We start from the raw sequence: 22,864 nt of genomic DNA, 5'->3' as shown, positions 1-22,864 counted from the left end.
GCCCTCCTCCGGCCCGGGTCCGGCCCGGGTCCGGGCCCTTGATCGACACCAGCTCGCCGATGTGGTGCCTTCCACCGGGCCTCGACCCCGCCACCTCCCCGAACCGGCGGGCGGCAGACCTGGCGGGCCACGCGGGCGGGGTCAGCGGGCAGGGATGTCCGAGGACGCCGGGGTCGGCTGTGCGGGCACCTGCGCCCCGCGGGCCGTGCCAGCGGCGCGCGGCCCGTCCGGCGCCTCCGTGCCTGCGGAGTCCTGCCCGTCCGGGCCAGCGGGGCGCGGCCCGTCCGGTGCCCCCGTGCCTGCGGAGTCCTGCCCGTCCGGGCCAGCGGGGCGCGGCCCGTCCGGTGCCCCCGTGCCTGCGGAGTCCTGCCCGTCCGGTCCGGCCGGCTTTCCGGCCTCCCCCGGGTCGCCGGCACCGTCACCGTCCGCACCGTCACCGTCCGCACCGTCACCGGCCGAGCCGTCGGCGGCCGAGCCGTCGGCGGCCGAGCCGTCGCCCGCCGACCGACCACCACCCGCACCGTCGCCACCCGCACCGTCGCCGGCCGGGCCGCCGGCCGCGCCGCCCCTGGAGGAGTCGTCCGGTCCGCCCGGTGGGACCGCGCCCGTCTCGCCGCCGCCACGCCCGCTGTCGGGCACCGTACGGTCGGTGGAGTGGTCGAGCACCCGCAGCGCCGCCAGGGCCGCCATGGGCACCACGAGGGCCGCCGCCGCGCCGGCCACGTCCAGCGCCGACCCGCCGAGGAGGCCGCCCAGCCCGACGGCCACGCCGGTGCCGGCCATCGCCGCCCGGATCGCCGGGTAGATGCCGAACAGCCGCATCAGCCCGCCCCAGGGCTGGAGCAGCGCGAGCCAGACCAGCGCGGCCCCGGCCAGGGCCAGCACGGTCAGTGGGCTGTTCACCAGCGTCTGGATGTTGGAGCTGCTGGACCGGTGCACGGTGAGCCCGCCGGTGCCGTCGCCCACAGCGGCCAGGAACCGGCCCAGGCTGCCCCGCTCGTCCGCGGGACGGCCGAGGTCGACCAGGGCGAAGCCGACGGTGACCGCCAGCGCGGCCATTGTCGCCCAGGCCAGCCGGCTCACTGTCAGCCAGCCGCCGCTGCAGATCGCGGCCGCGACGCTGACCCCGGCGGTGAGCGCGATCGCGCCGATCGAGTCGGCCCCCAGGTACGGGCTGCCCACTATCACCACGGCGAGCCCGCCGACCGTCACCATCACCATCGGCCGCCAGCCCTTGCGGAACCGCTGGGCGAGCCAGCCGCCGCACAGCAGCGCCCCGGCGATGAACACGCCCAGCCCGACGGTGCCGAGCCCGGCGTACCGGCCACCCTCCAGCGCCGAGTAGCCGACCACGCCGTTGAGCTGCAACCGGGAGCCGGTGAGCACGTCCACTCCGACGACGAGCGTGGCCAGCCCGGCGACCGCCCCGAGCGGACCGAGCGTGCGCTCGTGTCCGGGACTGAACCGGACCGCGGCGGTGCCGCCGACGATGAGCAGCGCGGTCACCGAGGCGTACCAGAGGCCCGCGTGGTCGCCGCGCCACCAGGGCACGGCGTCGGCGAGCAACGCTGCGGGCACTGCCAGCGCGGCGGCGATCAGCAGCAGCTCCACCACCGCCACGATCCGCGGCGACACCGGTTCCGGCCCGTGCGGTCCGGCGAGCCGGCGGGCGCGGCGCAGCAGCGGCAGCACCGCCACCGCGAGGGCGAGCTGGGCGGCGGCGAGCAGCGTGAAGAACCAGCCGGCGACGCGGCGCTGGGCGGCTGCCTCCCGGTCCGCGTCGGCCGGCGCCTCGATCGCGGCCCGCAGGTCGTCCGGCCGGTCGTCGACAGTCACCGCGGGCCGGCCGAGGAACGCCCGTTCCGGCATCGGTTTGTCGAGCACGGCGAGCACGGTCGGGGCCAGGTCGATCAGTTGCAGGTAGCCGGACCGGGCGGTGCTGGGCGAGGTCAGCCAGCCGCCCTCCCAGCCGGGTCCGTCGGCGATGGCGACGTGCAGCCGCGCCGGGGAGTCGGTGTCGGACACGCCCGCGACGAGCACCAGCGAGCGCGGCGGCCGGGCGGCGAGCACCCGGGCCAGCCGGGCGTCGGCCTGCCGCGCCTGGGCGGCCCGTACCTCCGGGTCGTCGTCGTCGACGGTGCCGACGTCGACGATGCTCAGCACGCAGGAGCCGAGCAGTTCCGCCGGCTTCTCCGGGAGCGTGGGCGCGTACCTGTCGACCCGGCCGAACGGGCGGGCGGCGGCCACGGCGGCGCCCGGGCCGACGGCCACCGAGCAGCGCACCGACTCGGCCAGCGCGCCGGGTGTGGCGCCCCAGGAGAGCTGCTCCTGGTTGTGCGCCACCGCGCTGGGCTGGTCGGGCAGGTTCGCGCCGATGCCGTCGGGCCGCTCGACTGTCACACCGGTGGCCGGGCAGCCACCGCCCGGGCGGGCGCCGGGCCAGGCGGCGAAGTTCCCCGCGCCGAGCGTGAGCCAGCCGTCGACCGGGCAGGTGGGGCGGTGCGCGGAGCGTACCGAGAGCGACCCGATCGCGCCCTGCTCGGCCATCCGCCACAGCGTCGGCGTGTTCTCCGGGTCGACGTCGTCCCACCGCAGGCCCGCCGCGCCGACGAGCACCACGAAGTCGGCCCCGGGCCGGGCCGCACCCTCGTCCGGACGGGCGGAGAGCGCGGTGATGCCCAGCGCCACCACGACCAGCGTCAGCAGCACCGGGGTCAGTCTGCGCAGCATCAGCGGTTCCCGGTGGAGAGCTGGGGTGTCAGCTCGGCGTAGAGGCCGGCGAGCGCGGCCACGGTGTCCGCCTCGGTGGGCCAGGTCGCGGCCCGCGCCAGGCCGCGACGGCCCAGATCGGCCCGGCGTACGGGGTCGTCGAGCAGGTCACGCACGGCCGCGTCGACGGCGTCCACGTCGCCCGGCGGCACCAGCACCGCCGCGTCGCCGACCAGGTCCGGCAGCCCGCCGACGGCGGTCGCGACGAGCGGTACGCCCGCCCGCAGCGCCTCCTGCGCGAACAGCTGGCGGGCCTCCCAGTCGCTCGTCACCACCGCCAGGTCGGCGGCGCCCAGCAGGTCCGCCACGTCGGTACGGTGCCCGAGCAGCGTCACCGGCGCGCGGGCGGCCGAGATCCGGGCGGCCAGCGGCAGGTACGCCGGACCGCTGCCGGCGATCACCACGAGCGGGGCGGGAGTACGGGTCCGCCAGCGGGCGGCGGCGTCGATCAGCACGTCGTACCGCTTCTGCGGGTGCAGCCGGCCCACCGAGAGGATCAGCTGCCGGTCGGCGGCGACGGCGAACTCGGCGCGTACCGCCGTGCGGCGGCGCCGCGGCGCGGGCAGCGCCGGCGCGGCGACCGGGGCCAGGCGGGCGTCGGCGGCGCCGAGCGCGGCGGCGCGGTCGACAAGGTCGGCGGAGGCGCCCAGCGCGACCCGCACGGACCGGGCGACGACCCGCTCGACCAGCCGGGACACCGCGCCGCGCAGGCCACCGGCGAGGACCGCGTTGTGCCAGGTGACGACCAGCGGCGCGGCGGGACGGGCGAGCGCGGCGACCAGGCCGGCGCGCAGCCCGTGCGCGTGCACCACGTCGACGGGTGTGTCAGCGAGCGCCCGGCGCAGCGCGGTGACCGCGCGCGCGTCGCCCGGCGTGGGGCTGGCCGGGATCTCCACCGGCGTGAACCGGGCCCCGGCGCCGGTGAAGTCGAACTGTTCCTCGGTGGCGGCCGGGCCGCAGACCAGCACGGACGCGCCGGCCTCGGTCAGCCCTCGGGTGATCGAGCGCACGTGCTGCCCGACCCCGCCGGTGCTGGAGGCGAGCACCAGGGCCACCGACCCGGGCCAGCGCGGTGCCGGCGAGGCGTCCGTCATGAGGAAACGGTCTCCCTTCCGTCACCCCGCTCGCCGGGGTGCTGCTGCGCCGGCGGGCCGTCGTCCCCGCCGGCCGGGCGTCGCCGGCGCAGCCGGCGGGTCACGGTCGCGAGCAGCGGCCGCAGGTCGCGGGCGTCGGTCAGCCAGGCGACGGCGAGGAACAGGACACCGACCACGACCCCGGACAGCATGCCCTGCGCGAGGGCCCACGGTGTCGTCGGGGTGCCGTCACCGAGCCCGGCGAGTCCCGCCGAGACGGCCGCTCCGCCGGCACCGGCGACGACGGCCGCGAGCAGCCCGGCGGCACCGGCCCGGCCGACACCGGCCAGCGCCTCGCCACCGGCGGCCCGCCGGACCGCGGCGATCAGCAGCACGCCGAGCAGCAGCATGCCGGCCGAGGTCGCCAGCGTCACCGCGAGCACCCGGTCGGCCAGCGGCGCCACCTGCGCGGACACCACGGCGAGCGCGGGCACGCTGAGCCAGCCGAGCGCTGTGGCCACTGTGGCCGCGCGGGTCTCTCCCCGCGCGTACAGCGCGCGGGTGAGCACCGCGAACAGGCCGTAGCCGACCAGGCCGGGCGCGAAACCGGCGATCCCGGCCGCCGCGGTACTCGCGTCGAGCGCATCGGAGAAGAAGAAGTGCCCGACCGGGATCGCGGTGCCGACGAGCGCGGCGGCACCGAGCAGGCTGAGCAGCACGACCCCGCGTACCGCCGGGGCCAGGGTCTCCCGATAGGCGCGCTCGTCGCCGGTGGCCCGGGCCGCGACGAGCGTCGGGTACGCGGCCACCGCGAGCGGCACGGCCAGCACCGCCCAGGGCAGGAAGTAGACGGTCTGGGCGAGGTTGTAGGCGCTGACGTCGGCGGTCCGGCCGTAGGTGACCTGATTGAGCGCGACGACCAGGGCGATCTGCTGGGCGGCCACGGTGACCGCCCCGGCGACCACCAGACCGCCGACCCGGGCGCGGGCGTCGGCGGGGAAGCGGTAGCCCGGCCGGATCCGCAGCCGCAGGCGGCGCACCGGGATCAGCAGCGACAGTGAGAGCACCACCACGCCGAGCGTGGTGCCGGCGGACAGCAGCAGCTCGCCGCCGCGTCCGGCCTCCCCGATCGTGGCCAGCCGCCCCTGCTGCGCGGTGAAGCCCAGGTAGACGGCGATGACCGTGACGCTCGACAGCAGCGGCGCGATCACCGGCCAGGCGAAGCGGCGGTGCGCCTGGAGCACACCGGTCAGCACGATCCCCACGCCGTACAGCGGCAGCTGCGGCGCGAAGACCCGCAGCATCCGCGCCCCGGACGCCTGCTGGGCCTCGCTGAGACCGTTCCCGATCAGGCCCGGCAGCGGGTCGGCGAACAGCGCCAGCAGCACCGCCAGCGGGACCAGCAGGCTCAGCGTCCAGGTCAGCAGCGCGCCGGTGGTGGCGGCCACCGCGCGCCGGTCACCCGCCTCGACGGCGCCGGCCAGCAGCGGTACGACGAGACTGGCGAGCGCCCCACCGGCGACGATCTCGAAGATGAAGTTCGGGACGTAGTTGGCCACCAGGTAGGCGCCGCCGAGATCGGTGGGGCCCAGCATCCAGGTGAACACGGCGGTACGGCCGAAGCCGGCGAGCCGGCTGAGGACGGTGAGGACGGCGATGAGGGCGGCCGCCCCGGCGACCCGGCCGGCGGCGGCGAGAGGAGCCGGTTTCGTCACGTCAGTCCGGGAGCCGGCCCAGCTCGTCGAGGTGCCGCAGTCCCGGGGTCCGCGCGATGACCTGGGTGAAGCTGACCTTCTCGCTGGCCGCGGTGAGCGCGGCGAGCACGGCCAGCACGCCGGCCCGGCCCAGCGGCCCGGTACGCGCGGCGAGGCTCACGCCGAGCAGCGCGCCGAGCGCGTTGGCGCCGCTGTCGCCCACCATGACGCGCTCGCCGAGGTCGTCGCCGACCAGCGCGGCCGACGCGCCCACGGCGCCCGCGGCGAGGCCGCCGTACGGGCCGGCGGTCAGCGGCGCGCCGAGCAGCATGCCGGACTTCAGCGCCCGGCCGGGCCGCAGGTCGAGCAGGTTGACCAGGTTGGCGGTGCCGGCCACCACGCCGGCGCCGAGCAGCACGTCGAGCCCGCGGCCGAACGCACCGGCCTGCCGGCGGCGCGGGTGCGCGGCGACCCGCCGGTCGGCGGCGAGCAGCGCGGCGGCGCCCAGCCCGGCCACGCCCACCCCGGCGACCTTGACCATCCCGGCGGTGACCTGGCCCTCGCGCAGCGCGGCGAGATGCCCGGCGAACCCCTTCGCGGCCTTCTGTTCGGGGCGCGCGCCGACCACGTCGTCGTAGAGGCCGACAGCGCCCGCGCCGAGCCCGGCGACGAGCGCGGCGGCGCCGGCCGGGGCGCTACCGGCACCCAGCGCGGCCCCGGTGGCCGCGCCGACGGCCAAAGCCGGACCGGCGGCCAGGGTCACCGTGCGGCCCCGGTAGTTGGTGCGCTCCAACGCCGGCCCGCCCGGCGACGTACGCGTCTGACGCAGCACGTAGCGGGCGGCCAGCGCTCCCGCGCCCACGGCCAGCAGCCGACCCAGTCTCACGGGACCTCCTCGATCCGGACTTCGAACGCGACGCGGGCACGGACCGGGCGGCCCGGAGCGGTCACCGGGGCAGTGTAGGCACCCGGGCGGCGGCGTTGTCGCCCACGCCGTACTGGCCGGTCTTCTTCTCGGTGAGCTGCTGCGCCAGGGCGAGGCTGGTGACCAGCTGGCCCTGCACGGTGTTGGCGTTGTCGACGGTGGAGATGGTCTGCGACAGCACCGGGTCGCCGCGGACCACGGAGACGAGGTTGCCGCCGGTCGAGCCCATGCCGGCGACCACGAGCGCGCCGGCCCTGTCGAACTGCTCGGCGATCTTCACCACCGACTCGTCCTTCTTCGCCGAGTCCTTGTCCACGTACGGCTGGCCGGTGACCATCACCACCGCCTCGGCGGCGGTGGAGATCCGGTCCGCCGGGGTGAGGTAGCCGGCGGTGGCGTACTGCTCCAGCACGGCGCGCCGGTCGGCGTCGCTGACCGGCGGGCTCCCGGCCGGGCGGTCCACCAGCACGTTGGCCAGCAACGCGCTGGAGGTCTCCACGCCGTGCCCGTTACCGGGCAGGTTGCCGGTGGGGGCGCTGTTCGGGCGGGCGGCGGTGACCGCCAGCTCCAGCAGGTTGTTGTTGCTGTCCGGGTTGACGAACTTGTCCTGCACGTCGATGCGGCCGGTGACGTCGGCGCCGGCGGTCTGGAGCATCTTCACCACGCCCTCGGCCTGGTCCCGGCCGCTGGGCAGGGTGAGCACCAGCACCCGGCGGCCGGTCAGCTTGCCGGGCAGGACGAGCTGGGCCATCTCGGCGGCGAAGTCCTCCTCGGTCTCCAGCTGCTTCTGCATGCTGTTGACCGACTGGCGCATCAGCGAGTTGTCCTTGCGCAGGCCGTTGACGTTCTCCCGGAGCGAGTCGGCGACCGGCCCGTTGAGGGCGGCTGTGCCGACCACCAGGCCGATCGCCAGCGCCAGGAACACCGCGGTCAGGGACACCACGTGGTAGCGAAAGTTGATCACGCTTGCAGCCTCTTGATCGTCGGGGAGCTAGAAGAGCTGGCCGAGCTGGAACACGAAATTGTCCCACCATTCGGAGACCACGCCCAGATACGCCTTCCCGACGGTGGAGACCGCCACCGCGGATGCCATCGCGGCCACCGCCGACAGGACCAGCAGCAGCAGCGACGACCCGGAGATGCTCTGCCGGTAGAGCCGGCTGACGCCCTTGGCGTCGACCAGCTTGCCACCGACCTTCAGCCGGGTCAGGAACGTCGACGCCATGCCGCCGCGCCCCTTGTCGAGGAACTCCACCAGGGTGGCGTGCGTGCCGACCGCCACCAGCAGCGACGCGCCCTTCTCGTCGGCCAGCAGCATGGCCAGGTCCTCGCTGGTGGCCGCCGCCGGGAAGGTGATCGCCGGTACGCCGAGCCCGTTGACCCGGGCCAGGCCCGGCGCCCGCCCGTCCGGGTAGGCGTGCACGATCACCTCGGCGCCGCAGCGCAGCACGTCGTCGGTGACCGAGTCCATGTCCCCGATGATCATGTCCGGGGTGTAGCCCGCCTCGACCAGCGCGTCGGCGCCGCCGTCCACGCCGATCAGCACCGGCTTGAACTCCCGGATGTACGGGCGCAGCACGTCCAGGTCGGCCTTGTAGTCGTAGCCGCGCACCACGATCAGGCAGTGCCGGCCCTGGATCTGGGTCTGGATCTCCGGCACGCCGACGCCGTCGAGCAGCAGGTCGCGTTCCTGGCGCAGGTAGTCCATCGTGTTGGCGGCGAACGCCTCCAACTGCACCGACAGGCCCTCCCGGGCGTCGGCCATCGACTTGGCCACTGTTTCGGCGTCCTGCAACGAGCCGTGCGCGACCGGATCGTCGCCGACGAAGACGGTGTTGCCCTCGATGCGGACCCGGTCGCCCTCGCGGACCTGCTCGAAGACGCTCTCGCCGAGGTCGTCCAGCAGCGGGATGCCGGCCGCGACCAGCACCTCCGGGCCGAGGTTGGGATAGCGGCCGGAGACCGACGGCTTGGCGTTGAGGACCGCCGCCACACCCACCGCGACGAGCGAGTCGGCCGCCACCCGGTCCAGGTCGACGTGGTCGATGACCGCGATGTCGCCGGGTCGCAGCCGCCCGACCAGCCGTTTCGTCCGGCGGTCGAGGCGCGCGGTGCCGACGATGGAGCCCGGCTCCGGGTTCCGGCTCCGGCGCAGTGTGGGTAGACGCATCGTGACCATCCTGGCATGTGAGGCAGGTTTTGCTGTCGCGACATGCCTGAGCAGGGCCGCCTACCCAGGGAAGCACACCGGAACCCGCGCCGGTGTGCTTGCGCTCACAATCGGGGTATCACGGACGCCTTTCCTTGGCCGCCACGGCCAGGAGCTCCTCGGCATGGGCGATACCCAGATCCGAGTCCGGCAAACCGGCGAGCATCCGGGCCAGTTCCCGGGCGCGCTCGGTGTCCTCCACCACGCGCACCCCGCTCGTGGTGACCGCTCCCCCGGTGTCCTTGGCCACCACCAGATGCCGGTCGGCGAACGCGGCGACCTGCGGCAGGTGCGTGACCACGAGCACCTGGTGACTGCGGGCCAGCCGGGCCAGCCGACGGCCGATCTCCACCGCGGCCTGGCCGCCGACACCGGCGTCGACCTCGTCGAACACCAGCGTGGGCGGGCCGCCGGAACCGGCGAAGACCACCTCGATGGCGAGCATCACCCGGGACAGCTCACCGCCGGACGCGCCCTTCTGCAGCGGCAGCGCCGGCGCGCCCGGGTGCGCCAGCAGCCGCAGCTCCACCTCGTCGGCGCCGTCCGCGCCGACGCCGGTCTCGACGCCGTTGACAGGCAGGCTCGGCTCGGACCGGCCCGCCGGTCGCGGCAGCACCGCCACCTCGATGCGGGCGTGCGGCATCGCCAGCCCGGCCAGCTCGACTGTCACCTCCTCGGCGAAGCGGACCGCCGCCTCCCGCCGGGACGCCGACACCCGGCCGGCGAGGTCGGCCACCTCACCGGCGAGCCGGGTCGCCTCGCGGTCCAGCTCGTCCAGCAGCTCGTCGGAGGTGTCCAGATCGGACAGCCGCGTGCGGGCGCGTTCGGCCCACGCCACCACGCCGTCGACGTCGTCGGCGTACTTGCGGGTGAGCGCGCGCAGCGCGGCCCGCCGCTCGTAGACGGTCTGGAGGCGTGCCGGGTCCGCGTCCAGCGCGGCCAGGTAGGCCGACAGCTCCGCGGCCACGTCGGTGACGAGCGTGGCCGCCTCCTCCAGCCGGGCCGCCAGCTCACCCAGCGCCGGGTCGGTGCCGGCCTGCGCCTCCAGCGTGCGCCGCGCGGTGCCGAGCAACACCGTCGCGTCCGGCGTCTCGTCGGTCGCCTCGACACCGCCGGCCACGCACTGCTGCGCCACCTGCGCGGCGGTACGCAGCCCCTCGGCGTGCTCCAGCCGCTGCGCCTCGGCCTTCAGCTCGTCGTCCTCCCCCGGCTGCGGGTCGACCCGGGTGATCTCGTCCAGGCCCAGCCGCAGCAGGTCGGCCTCCTGGTTGCGCTCGCGGGCGTTGCGCCGCCGGTCGGCCAGGTCGTCGACGACGGTGCGCCACCGGGCGTACGTCTCGCGCAGCGCGTCGAGCAGCTTCTCGTGCTCGGGCCCGGCGAACCGGTCGAGCGAGGCACGCTGTTCGGCCGGGCGCAGCAGCCGCAGCTGGTCGGACTGGCCGTGCACTGCGAGCACCTGCTCGCCGACCTCGCCGAGCGTGGACACCGGCATGGCGCGCCCGCCCAGGTGCGCCCGGGAGCGGCCCTCGATGGTCACGGTGCGGCTGAGCAGCAGCGAACCGTCCTCGTCGGGCTCGCCGCCTGCATCGAGGATGCGGGCGTGCACCGCCTCGGCCACCCGGCCGCTCAGGCGCAGCCGGCCCTCCACCGCCGCGCGGCCCGGCTGGGCGCGCACCCGGCCGGCGTCGGCGCGGCCGCCGAAGAGCAGGCCGAGGCCGGTCACCACCATGGTCTTGCCGGCGCCGGTCTCGCCGGTGATGACGTTCATCCCCGCGGCCAGCGGCAGCGTGGTGTCCTCGATGACGCCCAGTCCGGTGATGCGCAGCTCTTCCAGCACAGCACCCGACAGTAGCCCCGCCGTGTGACAGTTGACCAGCCGGCAGGGCGAGCCGCAGGCACCCGTACAGTTCAGCCCCGTGCTGGAGGAGATCGGCCTGACCCCGGACGAGGAGGAGCTCTACCGCAGCCTGGTACGGGCGAACACGGCCCGGGCCGGTGAGCTCGCACAGCGGCTGGGACGGCCCCGCGCGGAGGTCGCCGCCCGGCTGGACGCCTTGCGGGACAAGGGTCTCGTGCTGCCGACCGGGCCGGAACCGGACGCGCCGCTGCGGCCGCTCGCGCCGGACGTGCCGTTGGGCGAGGCGCTGCTGCGCCGCCAGTCCGCGCTGGAGGAGGCCCGCGCCGCTGTCAGCCGGCTCGCCGAGGACTACCGGGCCGGGATGCGCCGCCACGACGCCGCGCACCTGGTCGAGGTGGTCACCGGCGCGCGGGGGCTGCGGGAACGGCTGCGCGAGCTGCAGAACGGCGCGCGCGAGGAGGTGCTCTGGTTCTGCCGGGCGAACCCGCTGGCGATGCCCGGACCGGAGAACGTCGAGGAGTTCGACGCGCTCGCCCGCGGCGTGCGCTACCGGGCCATCTACGAACGGGCCATGCTGCTGGAGCCGGGCGCGCTCGCGGACGTGGAGCGGGGCGTACGCGCCGGGGAGCAGGCCCGGGTGCTGGACCGGCTGCCGGTGCGACTGGCCGTGGTGGACGGTCGTACCGCGGTGTGCCCGCTGGTGCCCGACCGCGACGGCGGAGAGCCGACAGCCGCGGTGATCGGCCGCAGCCAGTTGCTGGACGCCCTGCTGGCGCTCTTCGAGAGCCACTGGCTGATGGCGACGCCGCTCGGCACGCCCGCCGACCGGGCCGCCACCGGCTACCAGCCCGACGGCGACGAGGCGCGGCTGCTGTCGCTGTTCGTCGCCGGGGTGCCGGACAAGTCGATCGCGTCACAGCTCGGGGTGAGCCGGCGTACCGTGCAGCGGCGGCTGGCCGACCTGATGGCCGCCGCCGGTGTGGACACCCGGCCCGGGCTGGCGTTCCAGGCCGCCCGGCGCGGCTGGATCTGACCGGGGCCGGGGCGGGACGGCCCCAGGACCGCCCCGCCCCGGCGTCTCATCGCAGCCCGTACGCGTCGATCACGGTCTGCGTCACTGTGCTGCCGGACCGGTCCCGCGCCGAGACGCGCAGCGACACCGTGCCGCGCCCGGCCGGCACCTCGGCGGTGAACCGGGTGCCGGAGCCGCGTACCGGCGCCGTACGCCAGGTGCGTCCGCCGTCGAACGACACCTCGGCGCGTACCGTCGTGCCGGCCGGCGCGGGCAGGCCGGCCGGGTGGCGCAGCGTCAGCCCGACGGTGTGCTTCCGCCTGCCGGGCACCTCGCCGCGCAGGTCGGCCGGCACCCGGTAGTCGACCTGGAGCAGCGGCAGCGGCCGGGCCGCGTCACCGGACGGGCGGGCCGAGGTGAACTCCCACGCCGTCTCGGTACGGGTCGCCCACCGCCATTCCGCCGACGACCGTGCCGTCGTCACGTCGAGGCGGTAGCGGGCCGGACCGGCGGTGGCAGGCACCGGCGCCCAGCCGGCGGACAGGTCGGCGATCGGCTGCCCGTCGCGGCTGACCCGGCGGGTCACCGTGTCCTGCTCCTCCGACCGGTTGTCCACGCCGGCGTGACCGTCGGCGTCGACGAACTCGGCCACCCTCAGGTCGAGCGTGTCAGCGGTCCGGCTCGGCGCGGCCGCACCGGCCGGCACGGCGGGACGCACCAGCGGCGTGTGCCACGACTCGGTGGTCCGGTCGGTGGCCGCGTAGCGCCGGGGCCGGTCGGACAGGCCGCCGGTCAGCGTCCCCATGCTGGAGAACATCAGCCGGTGCAGCACCCGGTGCTGCCACCACGAGTCACCGGAACTGACGAACTCCCGCCGGGTCGTCCCGGTACGCACCATCCGCTGGTCGTCGTTCCAGGAGAACTCCTGCCAGGGCCGCCACCCGAACCGCTGCTCGGTGGCCCAGTCCAGGCCGCCGGTGTCGCCGTAGCGCGCGGTCACCTCGGCGGTGTTCGCGGCGGTGACCCGGTGGAGGATCCGCTCCGGCACCCGGCCCTTCGACACCTGGAACACGTCGTAGAGGTACGGGCTGTCAACGGTGAGCGTCAGGTCCATCCGGGCCCGGCCGGTACGCGCCGCCGCGAGCATCCGCTGCCCGTCGTCGTACGCCACCGCGAGCGCCGGTGCCGGCAGCCGCTCCCCGGTCGGACGCCACACCGTCCACGCGCTCTGGTCCGCCGGCCGGACGATCAGCACCGCCTTCGCGCCGGCCGCCGCCGCGGCGGCCACCTGTTCCTCCTCGGACCGGTCGGCGGACGCGGTGAGCAGCGCCGCCGCGCCCCGCACGCCGGCCAGCTCACCGGGTGCGCCGGTGCCGGCGGCGACCAGGCGTAGCCGCTGCCGCCCGGCCGGGGCCGGTGACTGACCCATCAGGTTGACGTCCAGCGCGCCGGACACGCCGCTGACGTCGATGTCGACCATCGGTGCGACGAGCTGCCAGCGCGAGGAGAACTCGAACTCGCCGCGGCGCACCTGCCGGGTCGGGGTGACGTTGAGCTGCTGCACGGTGCTGAACGTCATCACGCCGTGGTCGACCTGCCGGCCGTTGCCGAACACCCGGTGCTGGTAGAAGCTCAGGACGGCCCGCTGCTCGGACGGTTTCGGCGTCTCGATCCGTACCGGCGTGCCGCGCCGCGGGTCGAGCACCACCGTGAGGTCCCGGTCCACTGTCAGCTCCGGGTCGGTGACCAGGGTGAGCTGCTCGTCCAGCGGCGCGCCGTGCTCGATCAGCGCGTGCAGCAGGTACGGACCCTCCTCCACCTGGATCCGCCACTCGTCGCCGACGCCGAGCCAGCCCATCGCGTCCGACTCCGGGTGCTCGCCGAACAGCGTCACCACCGGCGACGATCCGGGCCGCCCAGCCAGGTCCAGCGCGCGCAGCGTCACCGTGTGCTGCGGGCCGCTGAGCGTGAGCCCGACCGCGGTCCGCACCGTCACGCCGTCCGTGCCGGTGGCGACCAGCCAGCCGCCGTGCGGGCCCCGGTCCAGCCGGGCCGGGTCGGCGCGCAGCGGCACGTCCACACCGCCGCCGGCCGGCACCGTCACCGTGCCGGCGTCGAGTGTCAGGCCGTCGGTCTCGGCCGCGCCGCTGTCCAGGTTGCGCAGCTCCAGCGCCAGACGCAGCGTCTGCGCGGCTTCGGTGCCGTTGACGTAGCGCACCGTCCGGGTCGCGGCCGGCCCGCCGGTGGTCAGCCGGCCGAAGTCGGCGGTGGCCGTGCCGTACACCCGCTGGCGCAGCGCACGGGCCACGTCGACCCGCCCGGCGCCCTGCTCGAACACCGTCGCGCCGGTGCTCGGCCGGGTGGTGCTGACCAGCGCGTCCTTCAGTTGCGCGGCGGTCCATCCGGGATGCTCCTGGGCGAGTACGGCGGCCGCGCCCGCGACGTGCGGCGTGGCCATCGAGGTGCCCGAGGCGCGGGTGTAGGCGTCGTCCACAGGCGTACCCATGGTGGTGCCGGCGGCTCGGGCGGCGACGATGCCGACGCCCGGCGCGGTGATCTCCGGCTTCAGGCCGTTGTCGCCCAGGCGCGGGCCGCGGCTGGAGAAGTCGGCGAGCACGTCGTCGCGGTCGACGGCGCCGACGGTGAGCGCGGCGGTGGCCGCGCCGGGCGAGCCGACGCTGCGCGGCTCACCGTCGTTGCCGGCGGCGATCACGAACAGCGCGCCGGTGGAGGCGGTGAGATCGTTCACGGCCTGGCTCATCGGGTCGGTGCCGTCGGTGGGCGCGCCGCCGAGGCTCATGCTGACCACCTTGGCGCCGGAGCGCGCGGCCCACTCCATGCCGGCGATGATGCCGGAGTCGTAGCCGGAGCCGGAGTCGTCGAGCACCTTGCCGACCAGCAGCCGCGCGCCGGGCGCGACGCCCTTGCGCAGCCCTGCGGAGGCCGTCCCGCTGCCGGCGACGGTGGCCGCCACGTGGGTGCCGTGGCCGTGGCCGTCCCGGGCGCTGCCGCCGCCGGTGAAGTCGCGCGCCTCGGCGACGCGGCCGGCCAGGTCGGGGTGGTCGGCGTCCACGCCGGTGTCGAGCACCGCGACCCGCACGCCGGCGCCGTCGCGCCCGGCCGCCCACGCGGCGGGCGCACCGATCTGCGGGACGCTGTGCTCCAGCGCCACCCGGGCCCGCCCGTCCAGCCACACGCGCTCCACGCCCGCGCCGAGCCGGACCGGTCCGGCACCCGCGGTGCGGGCCTGCGGCGTCTCCCGCAGCGACGTCCACAGCGCGCCCAGGTCGTCCTTGTCGACACGCAGCGCGGCGCCGTTGATGCTGGACAGCGGACGGGACTCGGCGGCGACGGCGAGGGGACGCACCCGCCCGGCGGCCGGTTCCCGGTAGCGCACGATCAGCGGCAGCGCCGTGAGGCCCGCGTCGCCGTAGCCCTGCTCGGCCAGTTCCTGCACGTCGAACAGGTCCGGGTCGAGCACGCCCGCCGACACGTACGGCACGACGTCGGCGGGGAGTACCCGCAGCCCGCCGTCGGCCTGCGTGGTCTGGAAGACGATCCGGTCCCGGCCCGGCCCGGGGTGGACAGTGGCGGCGATCCGGCCCGGCGCGGCCTGGACCAGCTCGACCTGGTCGCCGGTGATCAGCGTGACGCGGGCGGGCTTCGCGCCCGGGGCGGATGTGCCCGGGGGCGGGCCGGCGGGCCGGGCGGGCGGTACGGCGGACGCCGGTACGGCGAGCCCGACCACCAACGCCCCGGCCGCGCCGGCGGCGAGCCAGCGGGGGAACCGGTGCATGTGACGCTCCTCTACTCCGAGGCCGGCCTCGTGAGACCGGCGATCGGAGTCTGCGACGGCGTCCGCCACCTGGTCACCGGGTACGGGCCGCCGCACCGGCGACATGTCGCCAGGTGGACACGAGCACGACGGAGTGGAGGCCGGGACGCCGGAGACCGTGTCGCCCAGCTCGCGTGCCGCCGCTTCCTCCGGCGGCGGCCCTGCGACCTGTCGGCCCGGCCGGGGTCGACACCCGACCGGACACGGCGTGCCGGTCCGCCCGCCGCGGCCGGCTACGACGCTCCGGCGTCCCGACCGTCGCGGCCCCGACCACCCCCTGGCCGAGCCCGCGACAGGTGGGCCGCATCCGGGAAGCGGCGGGCCTCACCGCCGCGCCCGGACTCACCTCTTCGCGGCCCGTACGCCCACCGTAACGCGCGCGAGCGCCGGGACCGGTGGGCCGAACGGAGATTTCCGCTGAGCCGCTGGTCAGCGACGGTTGCCCCGCCAGCCCTGGACGGGAAGGTCGAACTTGGCCACCAGCCGGTCGGTGAACGGACGGGCCCGCAGCCGCACGATGCGCACCGGGAGCGTGCCCCGGCGCACCGTCACCCGGGCGCCCGGCGGCAGGTCGTAGACGCGCCGCCCGTCGCAGCAGAGCACGGCCAGTGTGGTGAACGGGTCGACGGTGATGACGAACGTCGACGTGGGCGCGGTCACCAGCGGGCGGCTGAACAACGCGTGCGCGCTGATCGGCACCAGCAGCAGCGCCTCCACCTCGGGCCAGACCACCGGCCCGCCGCCGGAGAACGCGTACGCGGTCGAGCCGGTGGGGGTCGCGCAGATCACGCCGTCGCAGCCGTACCGGGACAGCGGCCGGCCGTCCACGTCGACGAGCAGCTCCAGCATCTGGGCGCGTTCGCCCTTCTCCACGCTGATCTCGTTGAGCGCCCACGACTCGATGGTCGGCCCGCCCTCGAACTCGGCTGTGACGTCCAGGGTGAGCCGTTCGTCCACCGTGTAGTTGCGGTCGACCACGTCACGGACCGCGGTGTCCAGGTCGTCGATCTCCGCCTCGGCGAGGAAGCCGACCTTGCCCAGGTTGATCCCGAGCAGCGGCACCTTGGCCGGGCGGGCCAGCTCGGCGGCGCGCAGGAACGTGCCGTCCCCGCCGAGCGCGAACACGATCTCGGCGCCCTCGGCGGCCTCCGGGCCGGTCACCGGCACCACGCCCGGCAGGTCCAGGTCGTCGGCCTCCTCGGCCACCACCCGCACCTCGAACCCGGCGGCGATCAAATCGGCGGCCACCGCGCGGGCGTGCTCGGTGCTGCGTCGACGGCCGGTGTGCGTGACCAGCAGCGCGGTACGGCTCACCCGGACACCTCCTCGGTCGTGGCCGCCGTCGCGGCGGCGCCCTGCGGGCCGGCGGCCACCACCGCGCGGACCCGCTCCGGATCCGCGGCGGGCGCGTCCCCGCGCAACCATACGAAGAACTCGACGTTGCCGCTCGGCCCGGGCAGCGGGCTGGCCGCGACACCGGCCAGGCCGAGGCCCAGCCCGGCGGCGGCAGCGGCCACGTCCAGCACCGCCTCGGCGCGCAGCGCCGGATCGCGGACCACACCGCCGGCGCCGACGCGTTCCTTGCCGACCTCGAACTGCGGCTTCACCATCAGCGCCAGGTCACCGCCGGGCCCGGTGCACGCCGCAAGCGCCGGCAGCACCAGCCGCAGCGAGATGAACGACAGGTCGGCCACCGTCAGGTCGACCGGGCCGCCGATCGCCTCCGGCGTGAGGGTACGCACGTTCGTGCGCTCGAACACCCGCACCCGCTCGTCGGTCCGCAGTGACCAGGCGAGCTGCCCGTAGCCGACGTCCACGGCGACCACCTCGGCGGCGCCGCCGCGCAGCAGCACGTCGGTGAAACCGCCTGTCGACGCGCCCGCGTCCAGGCAGCGCCGGCCGGTGACGGTCAGCCCGCCGGGGGCGAACGCGGCGAGCGCGCCGGCCAGCTTGTGGCCGCCCCGGGAGACGTACTCCTGCGCCGGGTCCTCGCCGGTGACCAGCAGCGGGTCGGCCGGGTCGACCATCGCCGCGGGCTTGCGCGCCTGCACTCCGCGCAGCTGGACGCGACCGGCCTCCACGAGCGCGGCGGCCTGTTCCCGGGAGCGGGCCAGCCCGCGCCGGACCAGTTCGGCGTCCAGCCGGGTACGACGAGCCATCAGGTGTGTCTCCGCCTCTGCTCAGGCCTGGTCGATGGTGGCGAGGGTCTCGCGCAGCGTCTCGTACGCCGCCTCGTACTGGGCGATCTGGTCGGCCGGGGCGAGCGCCTCGGCGTTGGCCATGCCGAGTACGGCCGCGTCCACCGCCGGGTGCCGCGCCTCGCCGATCTCCTCGGCCGGCGCGGAGCGTACCCCCGGGGGCGGTCCGGGCCGCGGACCCTGCGGCGGGCCGGGCCGGGGCGCGGTCACGAGCCGGCCGCCCGGCGCCCGGTGGCCTTCTTCGCCGACCGGGCGGGCGCGGCGGGCGAGCCGTCGGCGGGGGTACGGGCCACGGTGGCCGGCGGCTTCTTCGCGATCGCCTTCTTGGCCACCGTCTTCTTCGCCACCGCCTTCGTCGGCGTCGTCGCGGGGGCCTTGGCCGGCGTCGTCGCCGGGGAGGACTCGGCGGCGGGCGAACCGGTCTTCGGCGGCTCGGCTGCCCCGGACGGCGTGTCGCCCGGCCCGAGGTGGCCGCGCGCCTCGCGCAGCTGCCGCTCCAGGTCGTGCACCCGGCGGGTCAGCTCGGCGACCTCGTCGGCGGTGGCCAGCCCGACCGCGCCCAGCGCCCGGTCCACCTCGAAGCGGACCAGCTTGGTCAGCGACTCCCGGTTCGCCAGGCCGGTCGCGACCAGTTCCTCGGCGAGCGTCTGGAGCTGGGCGGCGGTCGCGCCGCCCTGGCCGACGACGCGCATGACCGCGTCCTGTGCCTTCTTCCGGGGCGCCTCCGTCAGGCCCATGGCCAGCTCGAGGTAGGCGCGCCACGCGTCCTGCATGCCTGAGTCCTTCCGCGGGGCGAGGTGTGCAGGTGCCACGCTACCGGGCACCCCGGACACCCCATTGCGGTACGGTGCCGGGAACGGCGTGGTTCGTGGTGAGGAGACGATGTGGCCAGCGTGGACGAGTGCCGGCAGGCGTTGCACGACCTGGCCGCGCGGCTGGACCGCAACGCCGAGGCACAGGGACGCATCGACCTCGACCGCACCCTGGCCTGCCGGATCACCGACCTCGGCACCGCGTTCCACGGGCGGCTGGAGGGTGGCCGGCTGGTCGACCTGTCCGACGGCGACGACCCGAAGGCCAAGATCGCGCTGAGCACCGGCAGCGACGACCTCGTCGCGCTGGTGCACGGCCGGCTCGACGTCATGTCGGCGGTGGCCTCCCGGCGGGTGTCGATCAAGGCGAACCCGTTCGACCTGATGAAGCTCCGCAAGCTGCTCTGAGCGGCCCGGCGCCTCAGTCGTCCAGACCGAACGCGGCGAGGGCCTCCTCCGCCGCCGTGGACTGCGCCCGGACGCGCGGCCCGGCCCCGGTCGACCAGGCCACCGCGCAGAGCGCCGCGAGGGCCTCCAGCGGCGGTCCCGCGCCGTCGAGCACGAGGTCCGCGCCGGCCTCCGTCACCGACCAGCCGCCGTCGGTCGCCCGGCCCGGCACCGCCACCACTGCGGCCGGGTCGAACAGGCCCGCCAGGTCGAACGAGACGTACGCGGGGCGGCGCTCCTCGGGTGCGGCCAGCAGCTCGGCGGCGTCGCTGACGCCGGTGAGCACCAGCAGGCTGTCCAGCCCGGCCCGGCGGGCGCCCTCGATGTCGGTGTCCAGCCGGTCGCCCACCACGAGCGTGCGTCCGGTCCCGGCCCGCCGCGCGGCGGTGGTGAACAGCGCCGGCTCCGGCTTGCCCACCACCACGTCCGGGTCGCGGCCGAGCGCCGTCCGCAGCACCGCGACGAGCGAGCCGTTGCCCGGCAGCGGGCCACGCGGGCTGGGCAGCGTGCGGTCGGTGTTGGTGGCGTACCAGGGCGCGCCCGCCCGTACCGCCAAGGACGCCTCGGCCAGGTCGGACCAGCCGACCTGCGGGCCGTAGCCCTGGGCCACGGCGGCGGGCTCCTCGTCAGCAGTGGACACCGGCCGCAGGCCCACCGCGCGCAGCTCGGCGCGCAGCGCCTCCGCGCCGACCACGAGCACGGGTGCGCCCTCGGGCAGCCGGTCGCGGAGCAGTTCGGCGGTGGCCGCCGCGGAGGTGAGCACCTCCGCCGGCCGGGCCGCGACGCCCATGCCGGTGAGCAGGTCGGCCACCTCGCTGGAGCGGCGGGAGGCGTTGTTGGTCGCGTACGCGACCGCGCGCCCCTCGGCGTGCAGCCGGCCGACCGCCTCGACTGCGCCGGCAATGGGCCGGTCGATCAGGTAGATGACGCCGTCCAGGTCGAAGACGACGAGCGAGTACGCGTCGACCAGCCGATCGCCCGCCCCGGCGCGGTCGGGTTCGCCCCGATCCGCGCCGGAGGCGGTGTCACCGGCGTACCCGGTCATCGGCGGTCCGCCGCCTCGCCCTCGCCGTCCGCGGCGTCACCGGGCGCGGGCCGGTCGGCCTTGCCGTCCGGGGTGACGTCGGCGGCCGGCGCCTGGGCGTCGGCGGCCGGTGCGGTGGCCGGATCCTCGGTCGTGGCGGTGGTGGTCGGCGTGTCGGCGGCGAGCGAGCCGGCCTCGGTGTCGGTCAGCTCGTCGTCGGCCAGATCGCCGGCGTCCCGGTCCCGGTAGCCGGCCCGTGCCGCGTCCCCGTCGACGCCCGAGGTGTCGTCGTCGCCGCTCAGCGGCGCGTCGTCATCCCGGTCGTCGTCATCGTCGTCATCGTCGTCGTCGAGGTCGTCCTCGTCGTCCTCGTCGTCGTCATCGTCGTCATCGTCGAGGTCGTCCTCGTCCTCGTCCTCGTCCTCGTCGTCGAGGTCGTCGTCGTCGCGGACGTCCTCGGCCGACGCCTCGGACGCGTCGGTGTCGTCCTCCGGCTCGTCGTCGCCCTCGATGACCACGCCGTCCAGCTCCAGCAGCCGCTCGGCGGCGTCGGTCTCCCCCTCGGAGTCGACGTCGGCGGCCCGGGAGAACCACTCCCGCGCCTCCTCGCGCCGGTCCACCGCCAGCAGGGCGTCCGCGTACGCGTAGCGCAGCCGCGCCGCCCACGGGTCGGTCGAGTCGCCGGTCAGCTCGCGCACCTGGAGCATCGCCACCGCGGCGTCCTTCTGCCCGAGGTCGCCGCGCGCCCCGGCGGCCACGATCAGCAGCTCGATCGCGACGGCCTGGTCGAGCTTGTCCCGGTCCGCGCCGCGGAACAGGTCGATGGCCCGCTCGGGCCGGCCCAGCGCCCGCTCGCAGTCCGCCAGCACCGCCAGGTGGCTCTGCAGGCCGCTCATTCGGTGGTACGTCCGCAGCTCGGCGATGGCGGTCTGCCACTCACCCGCGTGGTACGCGGCCAGCCCGACGGCCTCCCGCACGGCGGCGATCCGCGACGCGAGCCTGCGGGCCGCCATGGCGTGCGCCAGCGCCAGCACCGGGTCCTCGTCGATCAGCAGACCGGTCGCGACCAGGTGCCGGGCGACAGTCTCCGCCACCGGCTTGGCCAGGGAGAGAAGCTCCGCCCGGACGGCCGAGTCGAGGTCGCTCGCGACGACGTCGTCCGGCAGCTCCGGCGCCTCACCGGTACGCCCCTCGCCACGCTCGTCCTGGCGCTCCCGCTGCGGGCCGTAGTTGCCGGTCCGGCGGTCGTCGCCGCCCGGCCGGTCGTCGTAGCCACGGCGCTCACCGTCCCGCTCACCCCGGTAGCCGCCCGGCCGCCGGTCATCGCGACGGTCGTCGCGCCGGAAGCCACGGTCGCGGTCGCCGCCGCGGAAGCCGCCGTCGCGGCGCTCGCCGCCGGCGTAGCTCTCCCGGCGGTTGTCGCCGCCCTGGTAGCCGCCCTCGCGACGGTCGCCGCCCCGGAAACCGCCCTCGCGGGCGCCGCCTTCACGACGGTCCCCACCGCGGAAGCCACCCTCGCGGTCGCCACCACGGAACCCGCCTTCACGACGGTCACCACCCCGGAAACCACCTTCACGGGCGCCGCCCTCACGACGATCGCCGCCCCGGAAACCACCCTCGCGGTCGCCACCACGGAACCCGCCTTCACGACGGTCACCGCCCCGGAAACCACCGTCGCGGTCGCCACCGCGGAAACCGCCCTCACGACGGTCACCGCCCCGGAAGCCACCCTCACGGGCGCCGCCCTCACGACGATCCCCACCACGGAAGCCACCCTCACGGTCGCCACCGCGGAAACCGCCCTCGCGGGCACCGCCTTCACGACGGTCCCCACCGCGGAAGCCACCCTCGCGGCGGTCACCGCCCCGGAAGCCACCCTCACGGCGGTCGCCACCGGCGAAGCCGCCCTCACGGCGGTCCCCACCGCGGAAACCGCCCTCACGGTCACCGCCACGGAAGCCACCCTCACGGGCGCCGCCCTCACGACGGTCACCACCACGGAAACCGCCCTCACGGCGGTCACCGCCCCGGAAGCCACCCTCACGGCGGTCGCTACCGCGGAAACCGCCCTCACGGTCACCGCCACGGAAACCGCCCTCGCGCCGGTCACCACCGCGGAAACCGCCCTCACGGTCACCACCGCGGAAACCGCCCTCACGGTCACCACCGCGGAAGCCACCTTCACGACGGTCGCCGCCCCGGAGGCCACCGTCACGGGCGCCGCCCTCACGACGGTCCCCACCACGGAAACCGCCCTCACGACGGTCGCCACCGCCGAAGCCGCCCTCACGGCGGTCACCGCCGCGGAAGTTGCCGTCGCGGGTGCCGCCTTCGCGGCGGTCGCCGCCACGGAAGCCACCCTCGCGACGCTCACCACCGCGGAAACCGCCGTCACGGTCGCCGCCCCGGAAGCCGCCTTCACGACGGTCGCCGCCCGGACGGCTTCCACTCCGGAAGCCACCCTCACGGTCGCCGCCACGGAAGCCGCCCTCGCGCCGGTCACCGCCGCCGGAGCCGCCTTCACGACGGTCACCGCCACGGAAGCCACCCTCACGACGCTCACCGCCGCGGAAACCGCCGTCACGGTCGCCACCGCGGAAACCGCCCTCGCGGCGATCGCCACCGCGGAAACCGCCTTCACGACGGTCACCGCCGCGGGCGCCACTGTCACGGTCGCCACCACGGAAGCCACCCGGGCGGTCGTCGCGGCCGCCCCGGTACGAGGGACGGTCATCGCGACGGCCGTCGCGGCCGGCGTCACCACGCCCCTGGCCGCGGTCGGCGCGATCCTCGTAACGACGGGGGCGGTCCCCGCCCTGGGGTCCTGAGCTCACAGGTACATCCTTCCTGATGGCGTTTCCGCCGAGAACGCTAACGCAGTCGAGGGCCGCCCCTGCTGGGGCGGCCCTCGACTGGAAGATTGTCCGGCGGTGTCCTACTCTCCCACACCCTCCCGAGTGCAGTACCATCGGCGCTGGAGGGCTTAGCTTCCGGGTTCGGAATGTGAC

At 76.0% G+C, this 22,864-nt stretch carries 16 protein-coding genes, 1 rRNA gene and 1 pseudogene; 3 read left to right on the top strand and 15 right to left on the bottom strand.

What is annotated here, in order from left to right; genetic code table 11:
• Positions 1–141 precede the first annotated feature (141 nt).
• The 7 genes from FB454_RS33050 to recN form a co-directional block, all read right to left on the bottom strand.
• Positions 142–2,730 (bottom strand): hypothetical protein, encoded by a 2,589-nt coding sequence (locus FB454_RS33050; RefSeq protein ID WP_145755601.1) that lies wholly within the window; start codon positions 2,728–2,730, stop codon positions 142–144.
• A complete protein-coding gene (locus FB454_RS33045) occupies positions 2,730–3,863 on the bottom strand; it encodes a glycosyltransferase family 4 protein (protein WP_145755602.1) in 1,134 nt (377 codons plus the stop codon). Before FB454_RS33045 ends, FB454_RS33050 begins: the two co-directional genes overlap by 1 nt.
• Positions 3,860–5,557 (bottom strand): lipid II flippase MurJ, encoded by a 1,698-nt coding sequence (gene murJ, locus FB454_RS33040; RefSeq protein WP_145755603.1) that lies wholly within the window; start codon positions 5,555–5,557, stop codon positions 3,860–3,862. Before murJ ends, FB454_RS33045 begins: the two co-directional genes overlap by 4 nt.
• 1 nt (position 5,558) lies before the next feature.
• A complete protein-coding gene (locus FB454_RS33035) occupies positions 5,559–6,422 on the bottom strand; it encodes a hypothetical protein (protein WP_114920043.1) in 864 nt (287 codons plus the stop codon).
• A gap of 61 nt (positions 6,423–6,483) precedes the next feature.
• Positions 6,484–7,425, bottom strand: coding sequence for a copper transporter (locus FB454_RS33030; protein WP_013285585.1), 942 nt, complete (start codon positions 7,423–7,425; stop codon positions 6,484–6,486).
• Positions 7,426–7,452: 27 nt separating this feature from the next.
• Complete coding sequence (gene steA, locus FB454_RS33025) at positions 7,453–8,631, bottom strand: putative cytokinetic ring protein SteA (RefSeq protein ID WP_145755604.1); 1,179 nt, start codon at positions 8,629–8,631, stop codon at positions 7,453–7,455.
• Between the two features lie 118 nt (positions 8,632–8,749).
• Complete coding sequence (recN, locus tag FB454_RS33020; RefSeq protein ID WP_013285583.1) at positions 8,750–10,507, bottom strand: DNA repair protein RecN; 1,758 nt, start codon at positions 10,505–10,507, stop codon at positions 8,750–8,752.
• 79 nt (positions 10,508–10,586) lie between these two features.
• Here recN and FB454_RS33015 point away from each other — a divergent pair, with 79 nt between their 5' ends.
• The gene (locus FB454_RS33015) at positions 10,587–11,561 is read left to right on the top strand and encodes a helix-turn-helix domain-containing protein (protein ID WP_013285582.1); all 975 of its coding nucleotides are present in this window, start codon (positions 10,587–10,589) and stop codon (positions 11,559–11,561) included.
• 46 nt (positions 11,562–11,607) lie between these two features.
• Here the strand turns inward: FB454_RS33015 and FB454_RS33010 are convergent, their stop codons facing one another.
• The 5 genes from FB454_RS33010 to FB454_RS32990 form a co-directional block, all read right to left on the bottom strand.
• Positions 11,608–15,336 (bottom strand): S8 family serine peptidase, encoded by a 3,729-nt coding sequence (locus FB454_RS33010; protein ID WP_145755605.1) that lies wholly within the window; start codon positions 15,334–15,336, stop codon positions 11,608–11,610.
• Positions 15,337–15,804: 468 nt separating this feature from the next.
• On the bottom strand, positions 15,805–16,689 hold the full coding sequence (locus tag FB454_RS33005) for an NAD kinase (RefSeq protein ID WP_013285580.1): 885 nt from the start codon (positions 16,687–16,689) through the stop codon (positions 15,805–15,807).
• Entirely contained in the window at positions 16,686–17,534 is an 849-nt protein-coding gene (locus FB454_RS33000) for a TlyA family RNA methyltransferase (RefSeq protein ID WP_013477413.1), read from the bottom strand. The genes FB454_RS33005 and FB454_RS33000 overlap by 4 nt, the downstream gene beginning before the upstream one ends.
• A 21-nt stretch (positions 17,535–17,555) precedes the next feature.
• Positions 17,556–17,783: a hypothetical protein gene (locus tag FB454_RS32995; RefSeq protein ID WP_145824178.1), complete on the bottom strand. Its 228-nt coding sequence runs from the start codon at positions 17,781–17,783 to the stop codon at positions 17,556–17,558.
• Complete coding sequence (locus FB454_RS32990; protein WP_145755607.1) at positions 17,780–18,346, bottom strand: hypothetical protein; 567 nt, start codon at positions 18,344–18,346, stop codon at positions 17,780–17,782. The genes FB454_RS32995 and FB454_RS32990 overlap by 4 nt, the downstream gene beginning before the upstream one ends.
• A 111-nt stretch (positions 18,347–18,457) precedes the next feature.
• On the opposite strand from FB454_RS32990, the gene FB454_RS32985 reads away from it, so the two are divergent.
• Positions 18,458–18,793, top strand: a complete 336-nt coding sequence (locus tag FB454_RS32985; RefSeq protein ID WP_013285576.1) for an SCP2 sterol-binding domain-containing protein — start codon at positions 18,458–18,460, stop codon at positions 18,791–18,793.
• Positions 18,794–18,806: 13 nt separating this feature from the next.
• Here FB454_RS32985 and FB454_RS32980 read toward each other — a convergent pair whose 3' ends face one another.
• Positions 18,807–19,877 (bottom strand): HAD-IIA family hydrolase, encoded by a 1,071-nt coding sequence (locus FB454_RS32980; RefSeq protein WP_145755608.1) that lies wholly within the window; start codon positions 19,875–19,877, stop codon positions 18,807–18,809.
• A 394-nt stretch (positions 19,878–20,271) separates the two neighbouring features.
• Positions 20,272–20,950 (bottom strand): annotated as a pseudogene (locus FB454_RS35625) (tetratricopeptide repeat protein); the annotation flags it as partial.
• Between FB454_RS35625 and FB454_RS35620 the strand changes: the two are divergent.
• Entirely contained in the window at positions 20,873–22,684 is a 1,812-nt protein-coding gene (locus FB454_RS35620) for a hypothetical protein (protein WP_486485491.1), read from the top strand. The pseudogene FB454_RS35625 and the gene FB454_RS35620 overlap by 78 nt on opposite strands.
• Positions 22,685–22,778: 94 nt before the next feature.
• Here the strand turns inward: FB454_RS35620 and rrf are convergent.
• A 5S ribosomal RNA gene (gene rrf / locus FB454_RS32965) occupies positions 22,779–22,864 on the bottom strand; the annotation flags it as partial.

The organism is Micromonospora sp. CNZ297, assembly GCF_007827625.1.
The sequence above is the reverse complement of the archived record's forward strand: the minus strand, read 5'-3'. Positions and strand labels throughout refer to the sequence as shown.